Origin of the sequence: Glycomyces sp. MUSA5-2, assembly GCF_037034145.1 — a bacterium.
Lineage (GTDB): Bacteria > Actinomycetota > Actinomycetes > Mycobacteriales > Micromonosporaceae > Glycomyces > Glycomyces artemisiae.
This window is the reverse complement of the sequence record NZ_JBAGKG010000005.1, coordinates 153,018-173,154: the sequence shown is the minus strand read 5'-3', so window position 1 is coordinate 173,154 and position 20,137 is coordinate 153,018. Positions and strand designations below refer to the sequence as shown.

At 70.9% G+C, this 20,137-nt stretch carries 15 protein-coding genes and 1 pseudogene; 5 read left to right on the top strand and 11 right to left on the bottom strand.

Features of this window, described 5'->3' with window-relative positions:
* The first annotated feature begins 307 nt into the window (after window positions 1–307).
* Both WA640_RS17195 and WA640_RS17190 read left to right on the top strand, forming a co-directional pair.
* Window positions 308–1,333, top strand: a complete 1,026-nt coding sequence (locus tag WA640_RS17195) for a ParA family protein (RefSeq protein WP_335989160.1) — start codon at window positions 308–310, stop codon at window positions 1,331–1,333.
* A gap of 3 nt (window positions 1,334–1,336) precedes the next feature.
* The gene (locus WA640_RS17190; protein ID WP_442904771.1) at window positions 1,337–2,425 is read left to right on the top strand and encodes a ParB/RepB/Spo0J family partition protein; all 1,089 of its coding nucleotides are present in this window, start codon (window positions 1,337–1,339) and stop codon (window positions 2,423–2,425) included.
* A gap of 89 nt (window positions 2,426–2,514) precedes the next feature.
* Here WA640_RS17190 and WA640_RS17185 read toward each other — a convergent pair whose 3' ends face one another.
* Window positions 2,515–3,078, bottom strand: coding sequence for a GNAT family N-acetyltransferase (locus WA640_RS17185; RefSeq protein WP_181245651.1), 564 nt, complete (start codon window positions 3,076–3,078; stop codon window positions 2,515–2,517).
* A gap of 288 nt (window positions 3,079–3,366) precedes the next feature.
* Here WA640_RS17185 and WA640_RS17180 point away from each other — a divergent pair, with 288 nt between their 5' ends.
* Window positions 3,367–3,942 (top strand): hypothetical protein, encoded by a 576-nt coding sequence (locus tag WA640_RS17180; protein WP_106362855.1) that lies wholly within the window; start codon window positions 3,367–3,369, stop codon window positions 3,940–3,942.
* A gap of 111 nt (window positions 3,943–4,053) precedes the next feature.
* Here WA640_RS17180 and WA640_RS17175 read toward each other — a convergent pair whose 3' ends face one another.
* Together WA640_RS17175 and WA640_RS17170 are read right to left on the bottom strand one after the other, a co-directional pair.
* Entirely contained in the window at window positions 4,054–4,965 is a 912-nt protein-coding gene (locus tag WA640_RS17175; protein WP_442904780.1) for a D-alanine--D-alanine ligase family protein, read from the bottom strand.
* Between the two features lie 13 nt (window positions 4,966–4,978).
* Window positions 4,979–6,263, bottom strand: a pseudogene (locus WA640_RS17170) (aminotransferase-like domain-containing protein); the annotation flags it as partial.
* 202 nt (window positions 6,264–6,465) lie between these two features.
* Here WA640_RS17170 and WA640_RS17165 point away from each other — a divergent pair.
* Complete coding sequence (locus WA640_RS17165; RefSeq protein ID WP_442904770.1) at window positions 6,466–7,158, top strand: GNAT family N-acetyltransferase; 693 nt, start codon at window positions 6,466–6,468, stop codon at window positions 7,156–7,158.
* A 52-nt stretch (window positions 7,159–7,210) separates the two neighbouring features.
* On the opposite strand, the gene trxA is transcribed toward WA640_RS17165, so the two are convergent.
* The 6 genes from trxA to murJ all read right to left on the bottom strand — a co-directional run bounded on the left by trxA (window position 7,211) and on the right by murJ (window position 13,730).
* Window positions 7,211–7,525 carry a thioredoxin gene (gene trxA, locus WA640_RS17160; protein WP_106362859.1) on the bottom strand — a complete coding sequence of 105 codons (315 nt, stop codon included), beginning with the start codon at window positions 7,523–7,525 and terminating at the stop codon, window positions 7,211–7,213.
* Window positions 7,526–7,568: 43 nt separating this feature from the next.
* The gene (gene trxB, locus WA640_RS17155) at window positions 7,569–8,516 is read right to left on the bottom strand and encodes a thioredoxin-disulfide reductase (protein ID WP_106362860.1); all 948 of its coding nucleotides are present in this window, start codon (window positions 8,514–8,516) and stop codon (window positions 7,569–7,571) included.
* A gap of 216 nt (window positions 8,517–8,732) precedes the next feature.
* Window positions 8,733–9,539 (bottom strand): hypothetical protein, encoded by an 807-nt coding sequence (locus WA640_RS17150; RefSeq protein WP_335989153.1) that lies wholly within the window; start codon window positions 9,537–9,539, stop codon window positions 8,733–8,735.
* Entirely contained in the window at window positions 9,536–10,240 is a 705-nt protein-coding gene (sigM, locus tag WA640_RS17145; RefSeq protein WP_335989151.1) for an RNA polymerase sigma factor SigM, read from the bottom strand. The genes WA640_RS17150 and sigM overlap by 4 nt, the downstream gene beginning before the upstream one ends.
* 5 nt (window positions 10,241–10,245) lie before the next feature.
* Window positions 10,246–11,739, bottom strand: a complete 1,494-nt coding sequence (locus WA640_RS17140) for a protein kinase domain-containing protein (RefSeq protein WP_335989149.1) — start codon at window positions 11,737–11,739, stop codon at window positions 10,246–10,248.
* A 158-nt stretch (window positions 11,740–11,897) separates the two neighbouring features.
* Window positions 11,898–13,730: a murein biosynthesis integral membrane protein MurJ gene (gene murJ / locus WA640_RS17135; protein ID WP_335989148.1), complete on the bottom strand. Its 1,833-nt coding sequence runs from the start codon at window positions 13,728–13,730 to the stop codon at window positions 11,898–11,900.
* 30 nt (window positions 13,731–13,760) lie between these two features.
* Here murJ and WA640_RS17130 point away from each other — a divergent pair, with 30 nt between their 5' ends.
* Entirely contained in the window at window positions 13,761–15,194 is a 1,434-nt protein-coding gene (locus WA640_RS17130) for a CCA tRNA nucleotidyltransferase (protein ID WP_335989146.1), read from the top strand.
* Here WA640_RS17130 and WA640_RS17125 read toward each other — a convergent pair.
* Window positions 15,085–16,656 (bottom strand): glycosyltransferase family 87 protein, encoded by a 1,572-nt coding sequence (locus WA640_RS17125; protein ID WP_335989144.1) that lies wholly within the window; start codon window positions 16,654–16,656, stop codon window positions 15,085–15,087. The two genes, WA640_RS17130 and WA640_RS17125, sit on opposite strands and share 110 nt — an antisense overlap.
* A 60-nt stretch (window positions 16,657–16,716) precedes the next feature.
* Window positions 16,717–20,007: a transglycosylase domain-containing protein gene (locus WA640_RS17120; RefSeq protein ID WP_335989142.1), complete on the bottom strand. Its 3,291-nt coding sequence runs from the start codon at window positions 20,005–20,007 to the stop codon at window positions 16,717–16,719.
* Between the last annotated feature and the right edge of the window lie 130 nt (window positions 20,008–20,137).

The following is a 20,137-nucleotide window of genomic DNA, read 5'->3' as shown; positions in this document are numbered from 1 at the left end:
ACGTGAAACATTCGGCCCGTAGTCTGTGGCGGTGAACGTGCGCGACCCCCTTCCCTCCGAAGATCGTGAACACAGCTCCCTTGGCGGCGATACCCCGGCCGAGCGGCGCATCCGGAACCTCCTCGATGCCGCCGTGAGCGAGGAGGCGCCCCCCTCCCGCCGCCACCGCTATCGAGAAACCTCCCCCGAATCGGGTGGCGCAGCCCCGGCCTACGGGCAGACTGGGTCAGAATCGGTTGCGAGGCAGTCCGGCGCGGGCGTCGGCACGTCCGACCGGTCTGACACCAGCGGGGAACGGGGGGACGGCATGGCGAGAGCATCGCGCGGCAAGACCGGACGGCATCTGGCGCCGGAAGAGGCGCAGGCGAACAACGGGCGGAAGGCCGCCGCGAAGACGGTGCCGCAGCAGGCGTCGTCGATCAAGGAAGGCGGGCCGCTGGACGACGACCTCCCGCTGGCCCGCGAGGCCCAGCGCGCGGTGCGCGTCCTCAACCCCTCCGGGGCCGTGACGATGCCGCGCCCGACCCGCCGCCGCGTCTTCGCCGTCGCCAACCAGAAAGGCGGCGTCGGCAAGACCACGAGCACCGTGAACCTCGCGGTCGCCTTGGCGCTGCACGGGAACCGTGTCATGGTCATCGACCTCGACCCGCAGGGGAACGCCTCCACCGGTCTCGGCGTCGAGCACGGCGCGGGCACCCCGAGCGTCTACGAGGCGCTCGTCGAGGGCCAGCCGCTCGACGAGATCGCGAAGCCCGTCGACGGCATCCCCTCGCTCTACTGCATCCCGGCGACGATCGACCTCGCCGGCGCCGAAGTGGAACTCGTCAACGTGGTCGCCCGCGAAGGGCGCCTTGAGAAGAGCATCGAGACCTTCAGCGGGGAGCTCGACTACATCTTCATCGACTGCCCGCCGTCCCTGGGCCTCCTCACCGTGAACGCGCTCGTCGCCGCGGAGGAGGTGCTCATCCCCATCCAGTGCGAGTACTACGCGCTCGAAGGGCTGGGCCAGCTGCTGCGGAACATCGAGCTCATCAAGGCGCACCTCAATGCGCGCCTTCGGGTCTCGACGATCCTGCTGACGATGTACGACAAGCGGACCAAGCTCGCCGACCAGGTGGAGCAGGAGGTGCGCGGGCACTTCAGCGAGATCGTCCTCGACGCGGTCGTCCCGCGGAGCGTGCGCGTCTCCGAGGCCCCTGGCTACGGGCAGTCGATCATGACCTACGACCCCGGCTCGCGGGGTGCGACGAGCTATTTCGAAGCGGCCGAGGAGATCGCCCTGCGCGGTGCGAAGCTCTCCCGGCGCGGGAAGAACCAGAAAGGCGGGAACTAGTCGATGGCTGCGGCGAAGCGCGGAGGGCTCGGTCGCGGACTGGGCGCGCTCATCCCGACCGGTCTGGCCGAGAGCACGACGACGGAGTCCGAGGACGACCCGGCGCCCGCTCCGGTGGCGGCACCCCGTCAGGCTGCTCCGGTCGAGCGCGATGTTTCACGTGAAACATCGACTCCCGAGCCCGCCCCCGAGGCGTCCCCCGAACCCGATGTTTCACGTGAAACATCGGACGGCCCGGATCTCGTGCCGGTCCCGGGGGCGAGCTTCCAGCTGATCCCGATCGCCGACATCGGCACCAACCCGAAGCAGCCGCGGCAGTTCTTCGACGACGAGCACCTCCTCGAACTCCAGACCTCCCTGACGGAAGTCGGGATGCTCCAGCCGATCGCGGTCCGTGAGCGCACTCCGGACGAGCCCCGCGAGGACGGCGCCCGCTTCGAACTCGTCATGGGGGAGCGGCGCCTCCGCGCCGCCACCGCCCTCGGCTGGGAGACCGTCCCGGCGATCGTGCGCCGCACGGCCGACGACGAGATGCTCCGCGAGGCGCTCCTGGAGAACATCCACCGCGTCCAGCTGAACCCGCTCGAAGAGGGCGCGGCCTACGCGCAGCTCCTCGAAGAGTTCAACGTGACGCAGGAGGAGCTGTCGAAGAAGATCGGCCGCAGCCGCCCGCAGATCTCCAACATGATCCGCCTCCTCGGCCTCCCGCCGACCGTGCAGACGAAGGTCGCCGCGGGCGTCCTCACCGCGGGCCACGCCCGCGCGCTCCTCGGCCTCGACAGCGCCGACTCGCAGGAGCACATCGCCGAGCGGATCATCAGCGAGGGCCTGTCGGTGCGCAGCACCGAGGAGCTCGTGACGGCCAACCGCCTGGAGGAGAAGCCGGAGCTCGACGAGCCCCGCCCGCGCGACTCGCGCGCCGCGAAGGACCGCATCAAGGCCCCCGGTCTGGAGGAGCTGAAGGAGCGCCTCTCCGACCACTTCGAGACGCAGGTGTCGATCTCCTGGGGCCGCAAGAAGGGCAAGATCGTCATCGAGTTCGGCTCGCTCTCCGACCTCGACCGGATCGTCGAGCAGATCGGTGTGGAGTAGCCGCACGGCCGAGTAGTTCCAAGGCACGAGCAAGGGGCGGGATGTTTCACGTGAAACATCCCGCCCCTCGTTCTATTCGCTCTGCGCGGCTAGGAGAGTTCCCGCCACATGATGATGTCGTCCCGGTAGTCGTCATCGGCCATGCGCACGGCGCGCGGCAGACGTCCCACCTCAGTGAATCCGTGTCGGCGGTAGAAGGCGTCGGCGCCGGTGCCCGAGCGGACCTTGAGGCTGAGCGCCTCCAGCTTCAGCTCTTCGCGGGCAACGTGGTCGACGGCCGCCAGCAGCTTGCCCCCGAGTCCGCCGCCCTGCCGGGCGGGGTCGACCTGGACGTGGCGCATGGTCCGCCACCCGTGTCGCGGCGGGCTGTCGTTTGATGTGAGAACACACCAAGCGACAATGGCGGCTCCTTCCTTTAGAGCGACCAGCGTGTCAGTCCGGTCGATCACTCGCGCGAGAATGGAGACGGTGTGAGGGCGGACCTCGTCGATGTTGACCGGCGGGACGAACCCGACGGAACCGCCGGCGTTCGTCACTCTCACCCAGAGATGGCTGAGTTCGTCAACGAGCGCGGCGGTGACCGGCGGGTCCACCAGGACGGCGATGTCGTCGCCCGAAACGGGCGTCGCCTCCGGCGTGGAACTATCAGTCACTGTTGCTTGCACGCCTTCCAGCTTGCCCTACGGACCGGCCCTCCCGACAGGGGCTTCCCGCCATATGGGCGCACGTCACTTGTGCCCTCGAATACCATTTTCCGGGCTGATTCTCCTGGTTCGCGGGCCATGATCCCTCCACAGTCGGGGGTCGAACGAGTGGACCGTGAGTTAACCCATTTGAAATCTGCCAAAAGGTGGATTCCGGTGGTTTCCACGCTCGCGTTCATGGGGTATTTTTCGATGGTGGCAGCTGCGAGTACCCCCGGCCCGAATTCCAAGCCCGACTTGGCGAATCAGAGCACCCGACCCCCGACACCACGCGCGAGCGGCGTTCGCCCCGCCCTGCCCGCGTTCGTCGACTGGCCGGCCTTCCCCTTCGAGGGGGACCTCCGCATCAAGCCGCTCCAGGAGCCGGTCCCGGCCGAGCCGCCCCGTCGCGGCGACCGCCAGGAGCAGTGCGCGGCCTGCCATACGCCCGACTCGGTGTACCTCTGGTCGAACGAACGCTGGCGCCTGAAGTCGCCGCCTGCGCCGAGCGGCCTCCCGGTGGTGGTGATCCTCGAACCGCGGGCCCACCTCGATCTGGGGGACCTGTCGACGATGCACGCCGCCGAGCTCGGCGTCCTCACCGTGCGCCTCGAACGCGCGATCCGCTCGCTCGAATCGGTGGCGCAGGTCCACGTCAACCGCTGGGGCGACGGCACCGCGCACCTCCAGCAGTGGTTCCTGGCCCGCCCCCACGGCTACCTCCAGCTCCGCGGCCCGTTCATGACCATGTGGGACGAGATCCTCCCGCCGGTCGAGGAGCACGAGTGGAAGATGAACCTCGAATACATCGCCGCCTGGCTCAGCGACGACTGAACCTCAACGGCCCCTTGCCATCCGGGGCTCAGACACCCCCGCAACGCCATGCAGAAGGGCGTCGATGTTTCACGTGAAACATCGACGCCCTCTCGTCTCGTCGCCGTTCGGCTAGCCGCGGGCGAGCGCCCGGTGGACCATGGTCGCGAGGACCTCGCCGAAGTCGAGGCCCGCGGCCTCGATCGCCATGGGCAGCAGGGAGGTCTCGGTGGTCCCGGGGGCGACGTTGGCCTCCAGGACCTGGATGCCGCCCGCGTCGTCGACCATGAGGTCCACCCGGGACATGTCGCCGAGTCCGAGGGTCCGGTGGACCTCCAGCGCCAGTTCGGCCGTGCGGGCCGCCACGGGCTCGCTGAGGCCCGCGGGGACCGTCCAGCGGGTCGCGCCGGGGTTGTACCGGGCCGCGTAGTCGTAGTCGCCGTGGAGCGGCGCGATCTCCACCGGCGGCAGGGCCACGGGCCCGTCGCCGAGGTCGAGCACGCCGACCGCGATGTCGCGGCCCTCGACGAAGGACTCGATGAGCGCGGTGTCGCTGTAGGAGAAGCAGCCCATCATCGCCGACGGGAAGTCGTCCTCCTTGTGCACCGCGTGCACGCCGAGGCCCGACCCGCCCGAGTTCGGCTTGACGACGAGCGGCAGGCCCATCTTCGCGGCGATCCGGTCGAGGAGCTTGCGCGCCCCGAAGTCCGAGAACGCCTGGCGCGGCATCGACGTCCAGTCCGGCGTGGGAATCCCGGCCGAGCGGAGCAGGTCCTTGGCCGTGATCTTGTTCCACGCGCGGCGCGCGCCCGTCGAGCCGGTGCCCACGATCGGGATGTCGCTGAGTTCGAGCACCGCCTGGAGCGAGCCGTCCTCGCCGGGCTGGCCGTGCACAAGCGGCAGCACCACGTCGGGCGGGTACTCCTGGAGCGCGGGCAGCAGGTCGCCGTCGAGGTCCCGGACGTCGCAGACGTACCCGAGCCGCTGGAGCGCGTCGGCGGCCCGGCGCCCCGACTTCAGGGACACCTCGTGCTCGTAGGACATGCCCCCGGCGAGGATCAGGACCCGGATGTCCGCGGCTGCGGCGCCCTCCTTCATGCCCCGCCCCCCGCGAACGTGTCGCGCAGTTCGATGTCGCTCGCGACGACGCCCGCCAGTCGGCGCACGCCCTCGCGGATGACCTCCGCGGTCTGGGTCGAGAAGTTCAAGCGCATCTCCCTGCGGCCGTTGCCGTCGGCGTAGAAACCGGTGCCCGGGACGTACGCGACGCGCTCTTGGAGCGCGCGGGGGAGCATCGCCTTCGAGTCGAGCCCCTCCGGCAGCGTCGCCCAGATGAACAGGCCGCCGCCGGGGACGGTCCAGGTCATCCCCTCGGGCATGTAGTCGCCGAGCGCCGTCAGGAGCGCGTCCCGGCGGTCCCGGTACAGCGTGTTGAAGACCTTCACCTGCTGGCGCCACTCCATCTCCGTGAGGAAGCGGAGCGTGGCCTCCTGCGTGAGCCCCGAGGGGCACAGGATGGACGCCTCGATCGCCAGGAGCAGCTTGTCGCGCACCGCGGGCGGCGCGAGGACCCAGCCGAGGCGCAGGCCCGCGGCGAAGATCTTCGAGACCGTGCCGAGGTAGATGACGCCCCGCTCGGCGCGGGCGCGCAGCGGCGCGGGCGGCGTGCCGTCGAAGGCGATCATCGAGTACGGGTCGTCCTCGATGACGAGGAGCCCGTGCCGCTCGGCGATCGCGAGGATCTCCTCGCGCCGCTCCTCGGTCATCGTGACGCCGGCCGGGTTCTGGTACGTCGGGATCGTGTACAGGAACTTCGCGCGGCGCCCTTCGCGTTCGAGCGCGGCGAGCGACTCCTCCAGGCCCGCGGGGATCAGCCCGTCGTCGTCCATCGGCAGGTGCCGGACGTCGGCCTGCGCCGCCTGGAACGCGCCGAGCGCGCCCACATAGGTCGGGCCCTCGGCGAGCACGATGTCGCCCGGGTCGAGGAACGTGCGGGCGAGCAGGTCGAGGCCCTGCTGCGCGCCGGTGGTGAGGACGAGGTCGTCGGCGGAGGCGCGGATGCCCGACAGCTGGAGGACCCCGCAGAGCGCCTCGCGGAGCGCGACGCTCCCCTGGCCGGGGCAGTAGCCGAGCGCTTCGGCGCCGACCTGCGAGAGCAGGCGGGTGAACATCTCGCCGAGCTCGTCCATGGGCAGGGCCGCGGTGTACGGGTTCCCCCCGGCGAGGGAGACGACCTCCGGGCGCGCGGCGACCGAGAACAGTGCGCGGATCTCCGACTGTGCCATCCCGTGAACCCGGGATGCGTAGCGACCGGTGTAATCGTCGAGTGTTGTACCGGACACGCGGAGACCTCCTCTGATGGTCCTCGTCGCCCGCGAACCGTGGTCGCGGGTCCTGTGTGACGCCAGCCTACGGGCTCCCGCCGGAAGCGGCGCGACAGCGTCGCAGCTCGCGCACAGTGATCGAACCACTCTACTAGCACAGGGACCGCACACCGCGCGTGTTTTCCGTCATGTGGACCCCTCGCCGACGTAGGCTGGACGGGTGCATCGGCGCATGGTCAACCTCACACTCGACTCCTTGGACGAAGTTCCGAGGCGTTGCCGCGCCTGCGTCTTCTGGGAGCTCTCGCCCCTGTGCGCCGAGGCGGCGCGCGACGTCGGCGAGCCCGCCGCCGAGAAGGAGGCGTGGCTGTCCCACACGCTCCTCGAATGGGGCGGCTGCGGCCGGATCGCCTACGAGGGCGACGCGGTCGCCGGGTTCGTCACCTACGCGTCCCCGAAGTTCGTGCCCCGCTCCATGGAGTTCCCCTCGGGCCCGGTCTCACCGGACGCGGCCCTCCTCATGACCGCCTACGTCAACCCGGCGTACGCGGGGACGGGCCTGGGGCGCCAGCTCGTGCAGACCGTCGCCGCCGACGTGGCCCGCCGCGGCATCTACGCCCTGGAGACCTTCGGCGACGCCCGCGGCGAGGCCGGGGCGTGCCTGGTGCCCGCGGACTTCTACCGGTCCGTGGGCTTCAAGACCGTCCGCTTCGACCCCCGCTACCCCCGCCTGCGCCTGGAGCTGCGCTCCGCGATCGACCGCAGCGTGGAGGCCGAGGAGCACTGGGCCCCCGGCGACTCGGTGGAGTGGTTCAAACTCGACGACGTCGAGCTCGACAAGTTCTTCGGCGAGGCGACCACCGGCAGGAACCGCATCGACCGCCCCGGCTTCCAGCGCGACGGCGAACTCTGAGCACACGATGAGGGGACCGAGCCGCGGGCTCGGTCCCCTCATCGTTGGAGTGCTACTGGCCCAGGAACTTGCGGATCGCGGCCTTGGGCTGGGCGCCGATGAGCTGCTGGGCGGGCTGGCCGTCCTTGAACAGGATCATCGTCGGCACGCTCATGACGCCGAACTTGCGGGTGGTCTCCGGGTTCGCGTCGGTGTCGAGCTTGCGGATCTCGATCGAGTCGATCTCCGTCGCGAGCTCTTCGAGGACCGGCGCGACCTTCTTGCAGGGGCCGCACCATTCGGCCCAGAAGTCGACCAGCACGGGCTTGTCGGCTTCCAGCACCTCGGCCTGGAACTGCTCGTCGTTGACGGCTTTGATGGCGCCCATGGGCATCCTCCTGTGTGATGTGAAGAAGGGAGAAGTCGGTGTGTCAGGCCGCGACCGCGGCGTCTTCGAGCGCCGCGATGTAGCGCTCGGCGTCGAGCGCGGCGGAGCAGCCGGTGCCGGCGGCCGTGACCGCCTGCTGGTAGGTGTGGTCGACGAGGTCGCCCGCGGCGAACACGCCCTCCAGGTTCGTCTTCGTCGACGGGGCCGCGACCTTGACGTAGCCGGACTCGTCGAGCTCGACCTGGCCCTTGAAGAGCTCCGAGCGCGGGTCGTGGCCGATCGCGATGAACAGGCCGGTCGCCGGGAGGGTCCGGGTCGCGCCGGTGACGGTGTCGACCAGGTCGACGCTGGCGACCTTGCCGCCCTCGCCGTTGATCTTCTCGACCGCGGAGTTCCACGCGACCTCGATCTTCGGGTTGGCGAGCGCGCGCTCGGCCATGATCTTCGAGGCGCGGAACTCGTCGCGGCGGTGCACGATGGTGACCTTCGAGGCGAACTTGGTGAGGAACGTGGCCTCCTCCATCGCCGAGTCGCCGCCGCCGACCACCGCGATCTCCTGGTCGCGGAAGAAGAACCCGTCGCAGGTGGCGCACGCGGACACGCCGCGGCCCATGAGCTCGTTCTCGCCGGGGACGTTCAGCGGCCGGTAGGCCGAGCCGGTCGCGAGGATGACGGCCTTCGCCTGGTGCTCCTCGTCGCCGACCCAGACCTTCTTGATCTCGCCGGTGAGGTCGACGCGGGTGACGTCGTCGGAGACGAGCTCGGCGCCGAAGCGCTCGGCCTGCTTGCGCCACTGGTCCATGAGCTCGGGGCCCATGATGCCCTCGGGGAAGCCCGGGAAGTTCTCGACCTCGGTGGTCTGCATGAGGGCGCCGCCGAACTGGAAGCCCTCGAACACGAGCGGGCGCATGTTGGCGCGCGCGGTGTACAGCGCGGCGGTGTACCCGGCCGGGCCCGAGCCGATGATGATGACGTCGCGGATTTCGCTCACCGGTGTCGCTCCTGTGGTCGTTCGGCGCGCCAGGGACGGCTCCCCTGGTGCTGACAGCTTCAACCAATCCTATTGACCCGAAATTCCAGCGGGCGGACCCGTGGCGGCCGTGTGACAGGCGCATTCCCCGATCGTGGGGAACGTCACCGCGGCTTTCGTCTAAAGCGCAGTGCAAGAAGCGCAGTGCGAACAGCGCAGCCGCGGCGGGCGCCGTCCCTACGGCTGGATCGCGAGGGCCTCGATGACGCCGTCCGCGCAGGCCGGGGTGAGCGCGACCGCGGTCTCGCCTTCATCCGACACCAGGAGCGCCATGATCGCCGGGGACGACTCGTACCGCGCGAAGTCGACGGCGACGAGGAGGCTCTGGTACTCCTCGGCGATCGCGTCCTCGCAGGCGCGCCAGAACTCGCCGCCCGCGGCGAGGTCGGCCAGCTCGGCCGGGACCTCCCCGTCGGCGGTGTGGTCGCCGAGGCCGCGCAGGGCCGCGAGCAGGTCGGTCGAGGCGGAGTAGTCGGTGCCTGAGGCGAAGGACTCGACGTCGAGGACGCCCATCTCCGCATCGGACTCGGCCGAGTCGCCGCCCTCCTCGCTGAGGGAGTCCTCGCTGGAGGACTCTGGCGCCGCCTCACCCGCGGCGTCGTCGTCGCCCGACCGGGGGCCGTCCTCGGCGTAGACCTGGTCCGCGCTGGGGCTCTCCCCGGAGTCGGCGGTGAGCGCCTGGAGGCCCACGGCGACGGCGCCGACGGTGACCAGGACCGCGGCCGCGCCGGAGGCGATCGCGTACCGGACCCGCTTGGGGCGCAGGCGTTCGGCGAGCGAGGCGAAGAAGCCCTCGCGTTCGGGTTCGCGGGCGGTGCTGCGGAGCGTGTCGGCGGACGGGAGGGAGTCCAGGACGCGGTCGAGGCGGTGCGCGACCTGCTCCGGGAGGTCCCCGTAGCCGTCGGAGGCCTGCCGCAGCGCACGCGCGACCGCGGCCTCGGTTCCGGCCTCGGCCCCGGTCTCCCCGGGCGGCTGCCCGATCATCGGCTTCCCTCCTCTCGGCTCATGGGACTGCCCGCTCCGGGTTCGACGCCGCGCTGGGCGGGCGGGTTCCCGGCCGGGCCGAACTCCGGCAGGCGCTCGGCGAGCCGCTTGCGGGCCCGCGACGCGCGCGACTTCACGGTGCCGGGGCGGACCTTCAGGATCGCGGCGACCTCCTCGACCGGGTAGCCGAGCATGTCGATGTAGACGAGGACGGCGCGCTGCTCGAACGGCAGGTCCGCGAGCGCCCGGTGGACGCTCAGGCGCAGGGCCGCCTGCTGCGGGTCGTCGGAGCGCGGCGAGGCCGGGACCGGTTCGCGCCCGTCCTCGGGCAGCGGGACCGTGGGCCGGCGCCCGGCCGCGCGGATGCGGTCGAGGCACGCGTTCACGACGATGCGGTGCAGCCACGTGGTGACCGCGGAGCCGCCCCGGAACGACCCGGCCGCCTGGTACGCCTTGATCATGGCGTCCTGGAGGGCCTCGGCGGCGTCCTCGGGGTCGGCGAGGGTCCGGACCGCGACCGCCCACAGGCGGCCCCGGTGGCGGCGGAACAGCTCCCCGAACGCGTCCCGGTCGCCGCCGACGTGGCGTCGCAGCAGCTCGGCGTCGCCCACCCCGTCCATCGGACCGCCGAACGGGCCGTCCGAAGCTGGTCCGTCGGAAGCAGGGCCGTCGGCGGGCAGGGGGCGGAGGGGGCCGGGCACGGTGCCTACCGGACGAACACGTTGATGTCGGAGATCGTGAGCTTGTACCCGCCGGACGACGGGGGCAGCTCGGTCACCCACACCACGATGTACCGGGTGGCCTGGCCGCCCGCCTGGATCTCGATGTTCGTGTCGGCGTCCTCGACGGCGGGGGCGAGCTCGGTGAAGCCGTCGACGATCGCCTGGTCGCCCTCGGAGGAGTCGCCGGGGTCCTCGTCGCCCGCGAGCAGGCCCACGGTGGCGCCCGCGCTGGTCATCTGGACCCGCACGGAGGCGACCTCCTGGGCCTCGCCGAGGTCGATGAGGATGCCCATGCCGGGCTTGAGGTTCCCGAAGGCGGGGTCGTTGCGGTAGGTGTTCGTGGACCAGCCGGTGGAGGCGTTGCCGTCGAACGCGGCCTCGACGCCCTCGCCCTGGTTGCGGTCGCCGTCGGGCGGGTCGACGACGCGGATGTCGTCGGCGGTGATCTCCGCCTCGGTGGGGGCGGCGATCTCGGTGTCGTCCTCGGAGGTCGGGTCGGCGCCGGTGTCCTCGCCCGCGATCTGGTCGTCGGCGCCCGCGGGGTCGTCGCCGCCGCCGAACATGATGGCCGAGCCGACGACGCCCGCGAAGATGACGGCGGCCGCGACCGCGGCGATGACGGCGAGGCGCTTCATGCCGACGGGCGGCGTGGACGCGTCGGCGGCGCCGCGGCGGCCGAGGCTGATCGCGCCGAGGACGCTCGTGGCCTGCGCGGGGGCCGGTTCGGCCCCGCCGGTCTCGGCGAGGCCGCGCAGTTCGACCGCGAGCTCCGCGGCCGAGGGCGGGGTCTGGGAGTGGTCGAGGAGGTCCGCGGTGAGCGAGGCGAGGCGGCGGGGCAGGCCCGGGACGACCTTGTCGGCGTCGAGGACGCGGCCCCACTCGTCGGTCGCGGCGTCGGGGAGGCCGGTGTTCTCGGCGGGGACGACGCGCGGCCAGGCGCCGGTGAGGCACGCGTAGAGGGTCGCGCCGAGGGCGCGCACGTCCTCGACCTGCGTGTTCCCGGGCTCGTTGCGGGGCTCGGTGACCATGACGCGGTCGTCCTCGGAGAGGAGGATCGAGCCGGGCTGGAGGTCGGCGTGGGTGACGCCGCCGTCGTGGAGGGCGGCGACCGCGTCGGCGACGGACGCGACGAGTTCGAGGGCGTGCCCGCTTTCGAGGGTCTGCTGCTCCAGGACGCCGCGCAGCGAGGAGCCGTTGACCCATTCGCGCACCACGTAGGCGAAGCGGCCCTCGTCGACCGCGTCGTAGACGTCGACCATGGAGTCGACGTGGGTGCGGGAGGCCGCCACCGCGGCCGTCATCGTCGGCGCCGCGTCCTCGCCCCCGGGGGAGCGCAGGACGACCGCGACGGAGCGGTGCAGGAGGACGTCGACGCCCCGCCACAGCTGGCGGTGGCCGTTCGCGCCTCCGACGTGCTCTTCGAGGCGGTACCGCTCCGCGAGCAGGTCGCCTACGGACGGCACTTCGGCAGAACTCATGGTGCGGGGTCCTCCCCTCTCAGACCGGCCCCGCGGAGGGGCCGTGCCGGCCGGTCGGGTCTTTCAGGAATGCGGGTGCAGCGCGGTGGTGCAGGGTCTTCCGGTGATCCGAGGCCGCTGGTCCTCAGGCCAGAGTGCACGTATGGATCGTACTTGCCTCATCGTCGCAGCCTTGCGCGCACCGTTGCCTGGAGCGACGCCATTTCAGTGACGCGGAATACCAGGCAGGCGGCGAGATACACGCCCAGCAGGGCGATCCCGAGGACGATCGACGCACCGAGCTGCCCGAGTTTGGAACCGGACACGTCGGGCCACGCGAGCCACCCGGCGTACGCGGCGCCGCCCGCGATCAGTGCGGCCGCACCGGTTCGCACCAGGCCGTTCAGGGTCTTGCGCATGCCGAGGAGTCCGACCCGCTTGCGCAGCAGGCTCATCGACAGCAGGAGCGAGACCAGGTAGGACACGCCGTTGGCGGCGAGGAGGCCGACGACGACCCATTCGAGGGGCAGGAGCGCGAACGCGAGGAGGTACCCGCCGATGCGGATCGCGATGACCGGCAGGTTGAACAGGCCCACCGTCTTGGTGTCGGTCTGCGCGTAGAACGCGTAGATCTGCAACTGGGACACCGAGAACGGCATGAGGACGACGCCGACCATGAGCAGCGCCTGCCCGGTGGCGACCGCCATGGTGTGGTCGTAGGCGCCCCACTGGAAGATGGCGAGGGCGATCGGCTCGTGGAGGGCGATGAACGCGGCGGCGATGGGCACGAGCAGGAACGACGCGAGGCGGATCCCGGAGGAGAGGTGCTCGGTGAGCTCGGACCAGCGGCGGTCGTCGGCGGCGCGGGTCATGCGCGGCATGAGCGCGGTGATGACGGAGACCGCGACGATCCCGTGCGCCATCATCATCATCAGGTACGCGTTGTTGTAGACGGTGGTGCCGGGCACGAACTGGTCGTCGGCGGCGTTCCCGGACGCGGCGTTCGCGACCTTGATCACGGCCATGACGGCGAGCTGGTTGGCGACGACGAACAGGAGCGTCCACGCGGCCATGCGGCGGATGTCGCGCAGCGGCAGCGCCGAGAAGTCGAACCGCAGCCGCCACCGGAACCCGGCCCTGCGGAGCGCGGGGGCGAGGCACAGGACCTGGATGAGCACGCCCGCGGTGGTCCCGCCGCCGAGGAGCAGGATCATCCCGTTCGTGACCTGGTCGGCGGTGGCGAACAGCTCGCCGCCGGGGCCGGGGACGGCGTCGCGGGTGAAGACGAGGAAGAACACCGCGCCGACGGTGATGACGACGAGGTTGTTGATGATCGGCACCCACATGGGGGCGCCGAAGTGCTCGCGGGAGTTGAGGACCCCGGAGAGGACCGCGAAGAGGCCGTAGAGGAGCAGCGCCGGGAGCATGAGGTACGAGAACTCGGTGACGAGGTCGTACTGGGAGGGCTCGGCCATGGCGCGGGCGATGAGCGGGGCGCAGAGGGTGACGACGAGCGCGGCGGCGCCGAGGACGAGGGCCGCGAGGGTGAGCAGGCGCTGCGCGAACGCGTCGCCGCCGTCGGGGTCGTTCTTGTGGGCCTTGACGAACAGGGGCATGATGATGCTCGCGAACACGCCGCCGAGGACGAGCTCGTAGATCATCTGCGGGAAGTACTGGGCGGTCGTGTACGAGTTGCCGAGGAGGCCGGCGCCGATCGCCGCGGAGATGACGACGGTGCGCCCGAACCCGGTGATGCGCGAGACGAGGGACCCGGCGCCCATGAGGAGGCTGGAGCGGACCACGTTCCGGCCCTTCGGCTGCGGCTCCTGGACCGGCTGCTGCGGCGCGGGGGCCGGGGCGGGCGGGGGCGGTCCAGCGGGGGTGTAGCCGTTGCCGGTGAGCGGGCCGACGGGCCGGGCGAACTGCTGGTTCGCGTGGGGGTGGCGGCCCGGGGCGGGGCCAGACGGCGAGTAGTCGGGGCCAGGTCCCGGTCTCGCGCTAGGTTCGGCCATTCTCGCACTCTCCGCTAAGCTTGCCCGGCGATGTCTGACAACAGTAGCGGTAAGGAAATCACGGTCCCGCCGATAGCCGATGAACTGGGTCGGCTGTTCGAGCGGGGCGGCCACGAGCTGCACCTGGTCGGCGGCCCGGTCCGCGACGCGGTGCTGCGCCGGCCCGTGAGCGACCTCGACTTCACCACCGACGCCCGCCCGGAGGCGACCGAGGCGATCCTGCGCGCGCACTGCTCGACGGTGTGGACCACCGGCGCCGACTTCGGGACCGTCGGCGGCATGTTCCGCGGCGAGCAGGTCGAGGTGACGACCTTCCGCGCCGACGCCTACGACCGCGTCGGCCGCAACCCGGTCGTGCGCTACGGCGACCGCCTCGAAGACGACTTGGAGCGGCGCGACTTCACCGTGAACGCCATGGCCGTCTCGGTGCCGGGGCACGTGTTCGCCGACCCGTTCGGCGGCATCGCGGACATCGCGCGCCGCACGATCCGCACGCCCGCGTCCCCGGAGTCGTCGTTCGCCGACGACCCGCTGCGGATGCTCCGCGCCGCGCGTTTCGCCGCTCAGCTCGGCTTCGACATCGAGGCGGGCACCCTCGACGCCATGCGCCGCATGGCGGGGGAGCTCTCGCGCATCACCGCCGAGCGCGTCCGCGACGAGTTCGTGAAGCTCATGCTCGCGCCCGATCCGGTGGTGGGCCTGCGCATCCTCGTCGACACCGGCCTCGCCGAGTACTTCCTGCCGGAGCTGCCCGCGCTGCGCATGGAGATCGACGAGCACGCCCAGCACAAGGACGTCTACGAGCACTCGCTCCAGGTGCTGCGCAACGCCATCGCGCTGGAGACGGACGGCCCGGACCTGCTCATGCGGCTCGCCGCGCTGCTCCACGACATCGGCAAGCCCGAGACCAAGGACGTCGCCCCCGGCGGCGGCGTTACCTTCCACCACCACGACGTGGCCGGGGCCCGCTTGGCGCGCAGGCGGATGCGCGAGCTGAAGTTCCCGAAGGCCGACGTGCAGGCCGTGTCGCTGCTCATCTCGCTGCACCTGCGCTTCTACGGCTATGCGGACGGCGAGGAGGGCGGCTGGACCGATTCGGCGGTGCGCCGGTACGTCACCGACGCGGGCGACCAGCTCGACCGGCTCCACGTCATGGTCCGCTCGGACTGCACGACCCGCAACCGCCGCAAGGCGGAGCGGCTGCGCCGCGACTACGACGCGTTCGAGGACCGCATCGCCCGCATCCGGGCCGAGGAGGACCTGCGCGCGGTCCGCCCCGACCTCGACGGGAACGCGATCATGGAGCTGCTGGGCCTCAAGCCCGGCCCCGAGGTGGGCCGGGCCTGGGCGTTCCTCAAAGAGCTTCGGCTGGAGCGGGGGCCGCTGCCTCGCGAGGAGGCCGAGGCGGCGCTCCTCGACTGGGCCGCTTCGGAAGGGATCGCACCGCGTCCAGACGCGGGATGAGGATCTCCTGCACCACGAGGGCGCACATGACCGCCACCGCGAGCCACCGTGACGCCGCGGCGGCGAGGAACAGGCCCTCGGGGATGCCCCGGCCGTCCTCGGCCGACACCTGGAGCATCTTGCCGTAGAACGAGAAGAAGTAGAACAGCTCCGCGGCCTGCCACACCAGGAAGAAGCCCCACTTGGGGCGGGCGAGCACGACCAGCGGCAGCAGCCACAGCACGTACTGCTGCGACCAGACCTTCCCGAACAGCAGGAACGTCGCGACCACGAGGAAGCACAGCTGCGCCAGGCGCGGCACCACGTCCTCAGTGGACGGTGTCTTGAGCCCGAACTCCCCGCCCGCGGTGCGCCGCTGCGCGAAGTACCCGAGCGCGGCGATCCCCAGGCAGGACAGGGCGAACAGCACCAGGTACAGGTCGTTGACGAACTCGGAGTCCCACAGGCGCTCCCAGCCGGTGAGCCCGCGGAGCACGTACCAGCCGGTGCCCCAGTCGACGGGCCGCTCGGAGTTCAGCTCGAAGAACCGCATCCACGAGTCGGGCCACAGGTACGCGACGGGCCCGTTGATGACGGCCCACGTGATCGCCGCGGTGGCGGTCGCCTGGAGCGCGGGCAGGAGCTTCTTCTGCCGCAGCGCCAGGATCAGGAGCGGGCCGAGGAACAGGAGCGCGTAGAACTTCGCGGCCACCGCGAGGCCGAGGAACAGCCCGGCCATGACGGGCCTGCCGCGCTGCCAGTACAGGAAGAACGGCATCGACAGGGCGACGGCGAACAGGTCCCAGTTGACGGTGGCGGTCACGAGGATGACCGGCGCGGCGGCGAGCATCATCGCGTCCCAGGGCCGCGAGGGCCGGGAGTGGACGAGCGCCGGATCCGGGTTGGGGCCGGGGATGTCGGTGCGGCGGTTGTCGCGGCGGATGGTGTGGAGGACCGCGATGGCGGCGGCGCCGCAGATGAACAGCACGATCGCGTTGAGGTGCCAGAAGACCGGGCCGCCGTCGGTCCCGGCGACGGAGCCGATCCGGTAGGCGATCTGCCCGAGCACGCCCATGAACCATCCGGTCAGTACCGGGTATTCGACCGGGTGGTCACGGTAGGGGACGGCGCCCTCGTTGAGCTTCTCCGCGCCCCAAAGCGCGCGGATGTCGGTGTAGCAGGCGTTCGTGTACTGCTGCCAGTCCACCCAGCCGCCCGCCGAGCACGGGTACTTCTGGATCCAGTTGACCGCGAACGCGATCAGGCCGGTGAGAAGGATGACCCGGATCGGGATCCAGAACCGGCGGCGGGGCGGGTCGGCGGCGTGGTCGCCGAACGGCCCGCCGATGAGGCCCGACGCGAGCCGGGCGGCGCGGTCGGTGAGGGTGGGCGCGGCCGGGGGGTCCCCGGCGGGGCGCTCGGCCCTCGCGGGGGCCGGCGCGTCGTTCGGCGCGGGGTTCGGTGCGGATGCAGACGGCGGCATGGGCCTTATTGTGGCCCATGCCGCCGCGGTGGTGCTACGGGCCGAGGACGGGTCCCCGGCTCAGCCCGCTAAATTGCCGTTCCTCTGGCCGTCGTCGGTGGGCGAGCCCTCCTCGGTCGGCGAAGTGGACTCCTCGTTGCACGAGGGCGGGTCCCACGGCATGCCCGTGCACTCCTCGTCCGTCGACTCCTCGCCGGTCGGGTCGGTCGTCGGATCGTCCGTGCCCGGATCGCCGTCGTCCTCGCCGGGCTGGCACGCCTGGCCGTCCCAGGTGCCGCCGTCGGCCTCGCACTCCTCCTGCGCCTGGTCCTCCTGCTGGCCCGCGCACAGCGGGTCGTCGGCGTTCTCGGCGCAGAACGCGCCGCCTTCGAGCGGGCCGCCGGCCTTCTCGATGTCCCAGCTCTGGTCGTTGCCCTGGTCGTCGACCTTGCCGTCCCAGTCGATCTCCTCCCAGTCCGTCGCATCGAGGATGCGGCTCATCGCGGTGAACCACACCGGATACGCGGTGTTGGAGCCGAACACGTTCGTCTTGTCGCCGTTGACGTCGGCGATCGGGTCCGACTCGGAGGTCACGTTGCCGACCCACGCGGCGATGGACAGCTGCGGGATCGCCCCGACGTACCACGCGTGCGCGTTGTACGAGTCCGGGTAGTCGTTCCCGTCCTTGTCCTTGCCAGCGGCCTCCCAGGTACCGGTCTTGCCGAAGTAGTCGCGGGGCAGCTGGTCGACGTCGGACGAGCCGCCGATCTCGGAGCCGATCCACTGGAGGTTGCGGGCGACCGCCTCGTCGATGACCTGCTCGGACTTGAGTTCGGTCTTGGGCTGAACTTCCTCGCCCTTGTACTCGACCTTGGCGACGAAGTGCGATTCGTTGTAGACGCCGTTGTTGGCGATGGTCGCGTAGATCGAGGCCATGTCGCGCACGCTCGTCGGGTACTGGCCGAACGCGATGTGGTTGTAGAACGGGTCGGTCTCGTTCTTGCCCCCGATGGTGCACTCGACCGGGTTCTCTTCGTAGATGAACTTGCCGTCGATGTTCACGATCGGGTTGCAGTTGTCGTCGACCTGGATGCCCGCGTTGACGTCCCAGTTGCCGGAGGCGTCGACGACGGGGTTCCCCTCGCTGTCGACGGCGGTCCCGTGCTGGGTGTAGGTGCCGTTGTCGGTCATGTGGTAGTTGATGCTGACGTCCCACGCCTTGCCGGTCTCGTCCTCGATCGTCCGGGCCTGGTTCATGACCGACAGGCCCATCTGATCGGCGTAGTCGAGGATGGTGCTGGCGCCGTACTCCTCGGCGATCGAGTACATCGGGGTGTTCTTCGATTCGCGGACCGAGTCGGTCAGCGTCATCTCGACCTTGGAGTTCTGGCTGCCGTTGCGCAGGGTGCAGTCCGGGTAGGTGCCGCCGCCGATGCACTGCTCGGTGTCGTCGAGGGTCAGCGAGTCGAACTGGCGCGGCGAGGAGGCGTTGAACCAGGAGTCGACGGAGTCGCCCTCCTGCATCGCGGTGGCGGCGGTGACCATCTTGAACGTCGACGAGGGCGGGTGCGGGGACTCCGCGCCGGCCTTGTCGACGCCGAAGCCGTCGTCGCCGCCGTAGTAGCCGAGGATCGCGCCGGTCTCAGGGTCGATCGCGACCATGGCCGACATCATGTACTCCTTGTAGTCGAACAGCGCGGCCTGGTCGTTGCTGTTCTCGAACTGCGCGTACCCCTCATCGGTGAGGTCGCGCTCGGCCTGGTTGACGTCGGTGACGACCTCGCCGTTCTCGTCGACCGGCTGGCCGTCGTCGTTCGTCTTCACTTTGATGGCGCCGCGCGAGCCGGTGCTCTTGAGCGAGGACTGGATCGCCGGGTCGATGGTGAGCGTGATCGAGTAGCCGCCGTCGGCGTTGCTGCCCTCGACGCCCTTGAGCATGTCCCTGGTGATGCCGTAGCGCGCTTCGAGCTCGTCGAAGACGTACCCGTCGAGTTCGTTGATGATGAAGCCGACGTCGGTGTTGCCGCCCCAGGAGCCGGAGGCGTTGAAGTCGGTGGCCGTGGACTCGATGACGGCCTCGTAGGTCTCCGCGTCGCGGTCGGCCTGCTTGATCTGGCCGGTCTCCACCAGGGCGTCCATGGTGAACTCCCAGCGGGCCTTCGCCGCGCCTTCGTCGTACTCCCCCTCGTAGTAGGGGTCGTAGTAGCCGTTGGGCGACTTGACCTGCATGACGATGTAGGCGGCCTGGCCGTAGGTCAGCTGGTCGAGCTCGACGTTGAAGTAGTTCTTCGCGGCGGCCTTGATGCCGTACGCCCCCCGGCCGAAGTAGGCCATGTTCAGGTAGGCGGTGATGATCTCGTCCTTGTCGTACTCGGACTCCATCTTGATCGCAAGGGCCGCTTCGCGGGCCTTGCGGTCGTACGAGATCTCGTCGCGCGCTTCGAGGACCATGCCCGCGTACTGCTGGGTGATGGTTGAGGCGCCCTGGGTGTCGCCGCCGGTGAGGTTGTTGACGAGCGCGCCCATGGTGCGGATGTAGTCGACGCCGCCGTGCTCCCAGAACTTGCGGTCCTCAAGGGCGACCAGCGCGTCGGTGACGGTCTCGGGGGCCTGGCCCGGGTCGATCTGGAGGCGGAGGGTGTCGCCGTAGGCGCCCGCCTGGGTGCCGTCGGCGTAGAAGAACGCGGAGGACTCGCCCTTGCGGAAGACGTCTTCGAGGGGCGGGGTGTTCTGGAAGAAGTAGGTGGCGATGACGGTGACGCTCGCGACGAACAGGATGCCCATCGCGATCATGGCCGCGAGCATCTTGCGGCCGAGCCGTTTGCGCTTCTTCTTGGTGCCTTCGAGGTCGTCCTTGTTCAGGGGGCCGTTGCCGGCGCGGCGGCGGCCGCCGTTCCCGGCGCGGCCGGTGCGGGAGTCGGCGTCGTCGAGGTTGATGCGGGCGGTGCCCACGGACGCCGAGCCCACCGAGGCGGACCCGACCGAGGCGGAGCCGACGGACGCGCGGCCCGCGCCGCCCACGGAGGCGGAGCCGACCGAGGCGCGTCCGGCGCCGCCGACCGACGCCGAGCCGGTCGGGCGGGCGGAGCCGACGGAGGCGGAGCCGGTCGGGCGCGCGCCTCCGACGGACGCGGAGCCGCGGCCGACGGGCGCCTGGCCCCCGGGCGGGGTGCCGTAGCCCTGCTGCGGGCGCCGCGGCGGCTGGCCCTGGCCTTGCGGGGCGCCTTGCTGGCGTCCGCCTCCCCACCCGTAGTCGGGTTCGCGGGAACCGCCCCCGGGGGCGGCGCCGTAGCCGCGCGCCTGCCCGGAGGCCCGGCCCTGCGGCCGCCCCTCCTCGGGCGGCGGGGCGGGGCGGTAACCGTTGTCGCTCATGCTCAACCATCCACGTGCTGTGTAACCCCAGCGGGGCTTGCCGGTCGGCCCGGTGCGCGCCGGAAGGGTGGCGCCCGGGGGCGCTCCGGCGGACCGGCGTTCGCATAGGTCTACTTCCGGCATGGGGGGT

What these genes read in the sequence shown, in the direction of transcription:
- murJ (WP_335989148.1), bottom strand. Translation starts at nt 13,730, where the DNA reads ATGGCCGAACCTAGCGCGAGACCGGGACCTGGCCCCGACTACTCGCCG.
- WA640_RS17140 (WP_335989149.1), bottom strand. Translation starts at nt 11,739, where the DNA reads ATGAGTTCTGCCGAAGTGCCGTCCGTAGGCGACCTGCTCGCGGAGCGG.
- WA640_RS17130 (WP_335989146.1), top strand. Translation starts at nt 13,761, where the DNA reads ATGTCTGACAACAGTAGCGGTAAGGAAATCACGGTCCCGCCGATAGCC.
- WA640_RS17190 (WP_442904771.1), top strand. Translation starts at nt 1,337, where the DNA reads ATGGCTGCGGCGAAGCGCGGAGGGCTCGGTCGCGGACTGGGCGCGCTC.
- WA640_RS17195 (WP_335989160.1), top strand. Translation starts at nt 308, where the DNA reads ATGGCGAGAGCATCGCGCGGCAAGACCGGACGGCATCTGGCGCCGGAA.
- WA640_RS17175 (WP_442904780.1), bottom strand. Translation starts at nt 4,965, where the DNA reads ATGTCCTACGAGCACGAGGTGTCCCTGAAGTCGGGGCGCCGGGCCGCC.
- WA640_RS17150 (WP_335989153.1), bottom strand. Translation starts at nt 9,539, where the DNA reads ATGATCGGGCAGCCGCCCGGGGAGACCGGGGCCGAGGCCGGAACCGAG.
- trxA (WP_106362859.1), bottom strand. Translation starts at nt 7,525, where the DNA reads ATGGGCGCCATCAAAGCCGTCAACGACGAGCAGTTCCAGGCCGAGGTG.
- WA640_RS17125 (WP_335989144.1), bottom strand. Translation starts at nt 16,656, where the DNA reads ATGCCGCCGTCTGCATCCGCACCGAACCCCGCGCCGAACGACGCGCCG.
- WA640_RS17120 (WP_335989142.1), bottom strand. Translation starts at nt 20,007, where the DNA reads ATGAGCGACAACGGTTACCGCCCCGCCCCGCCGCCCGAGGAGGGGCGG.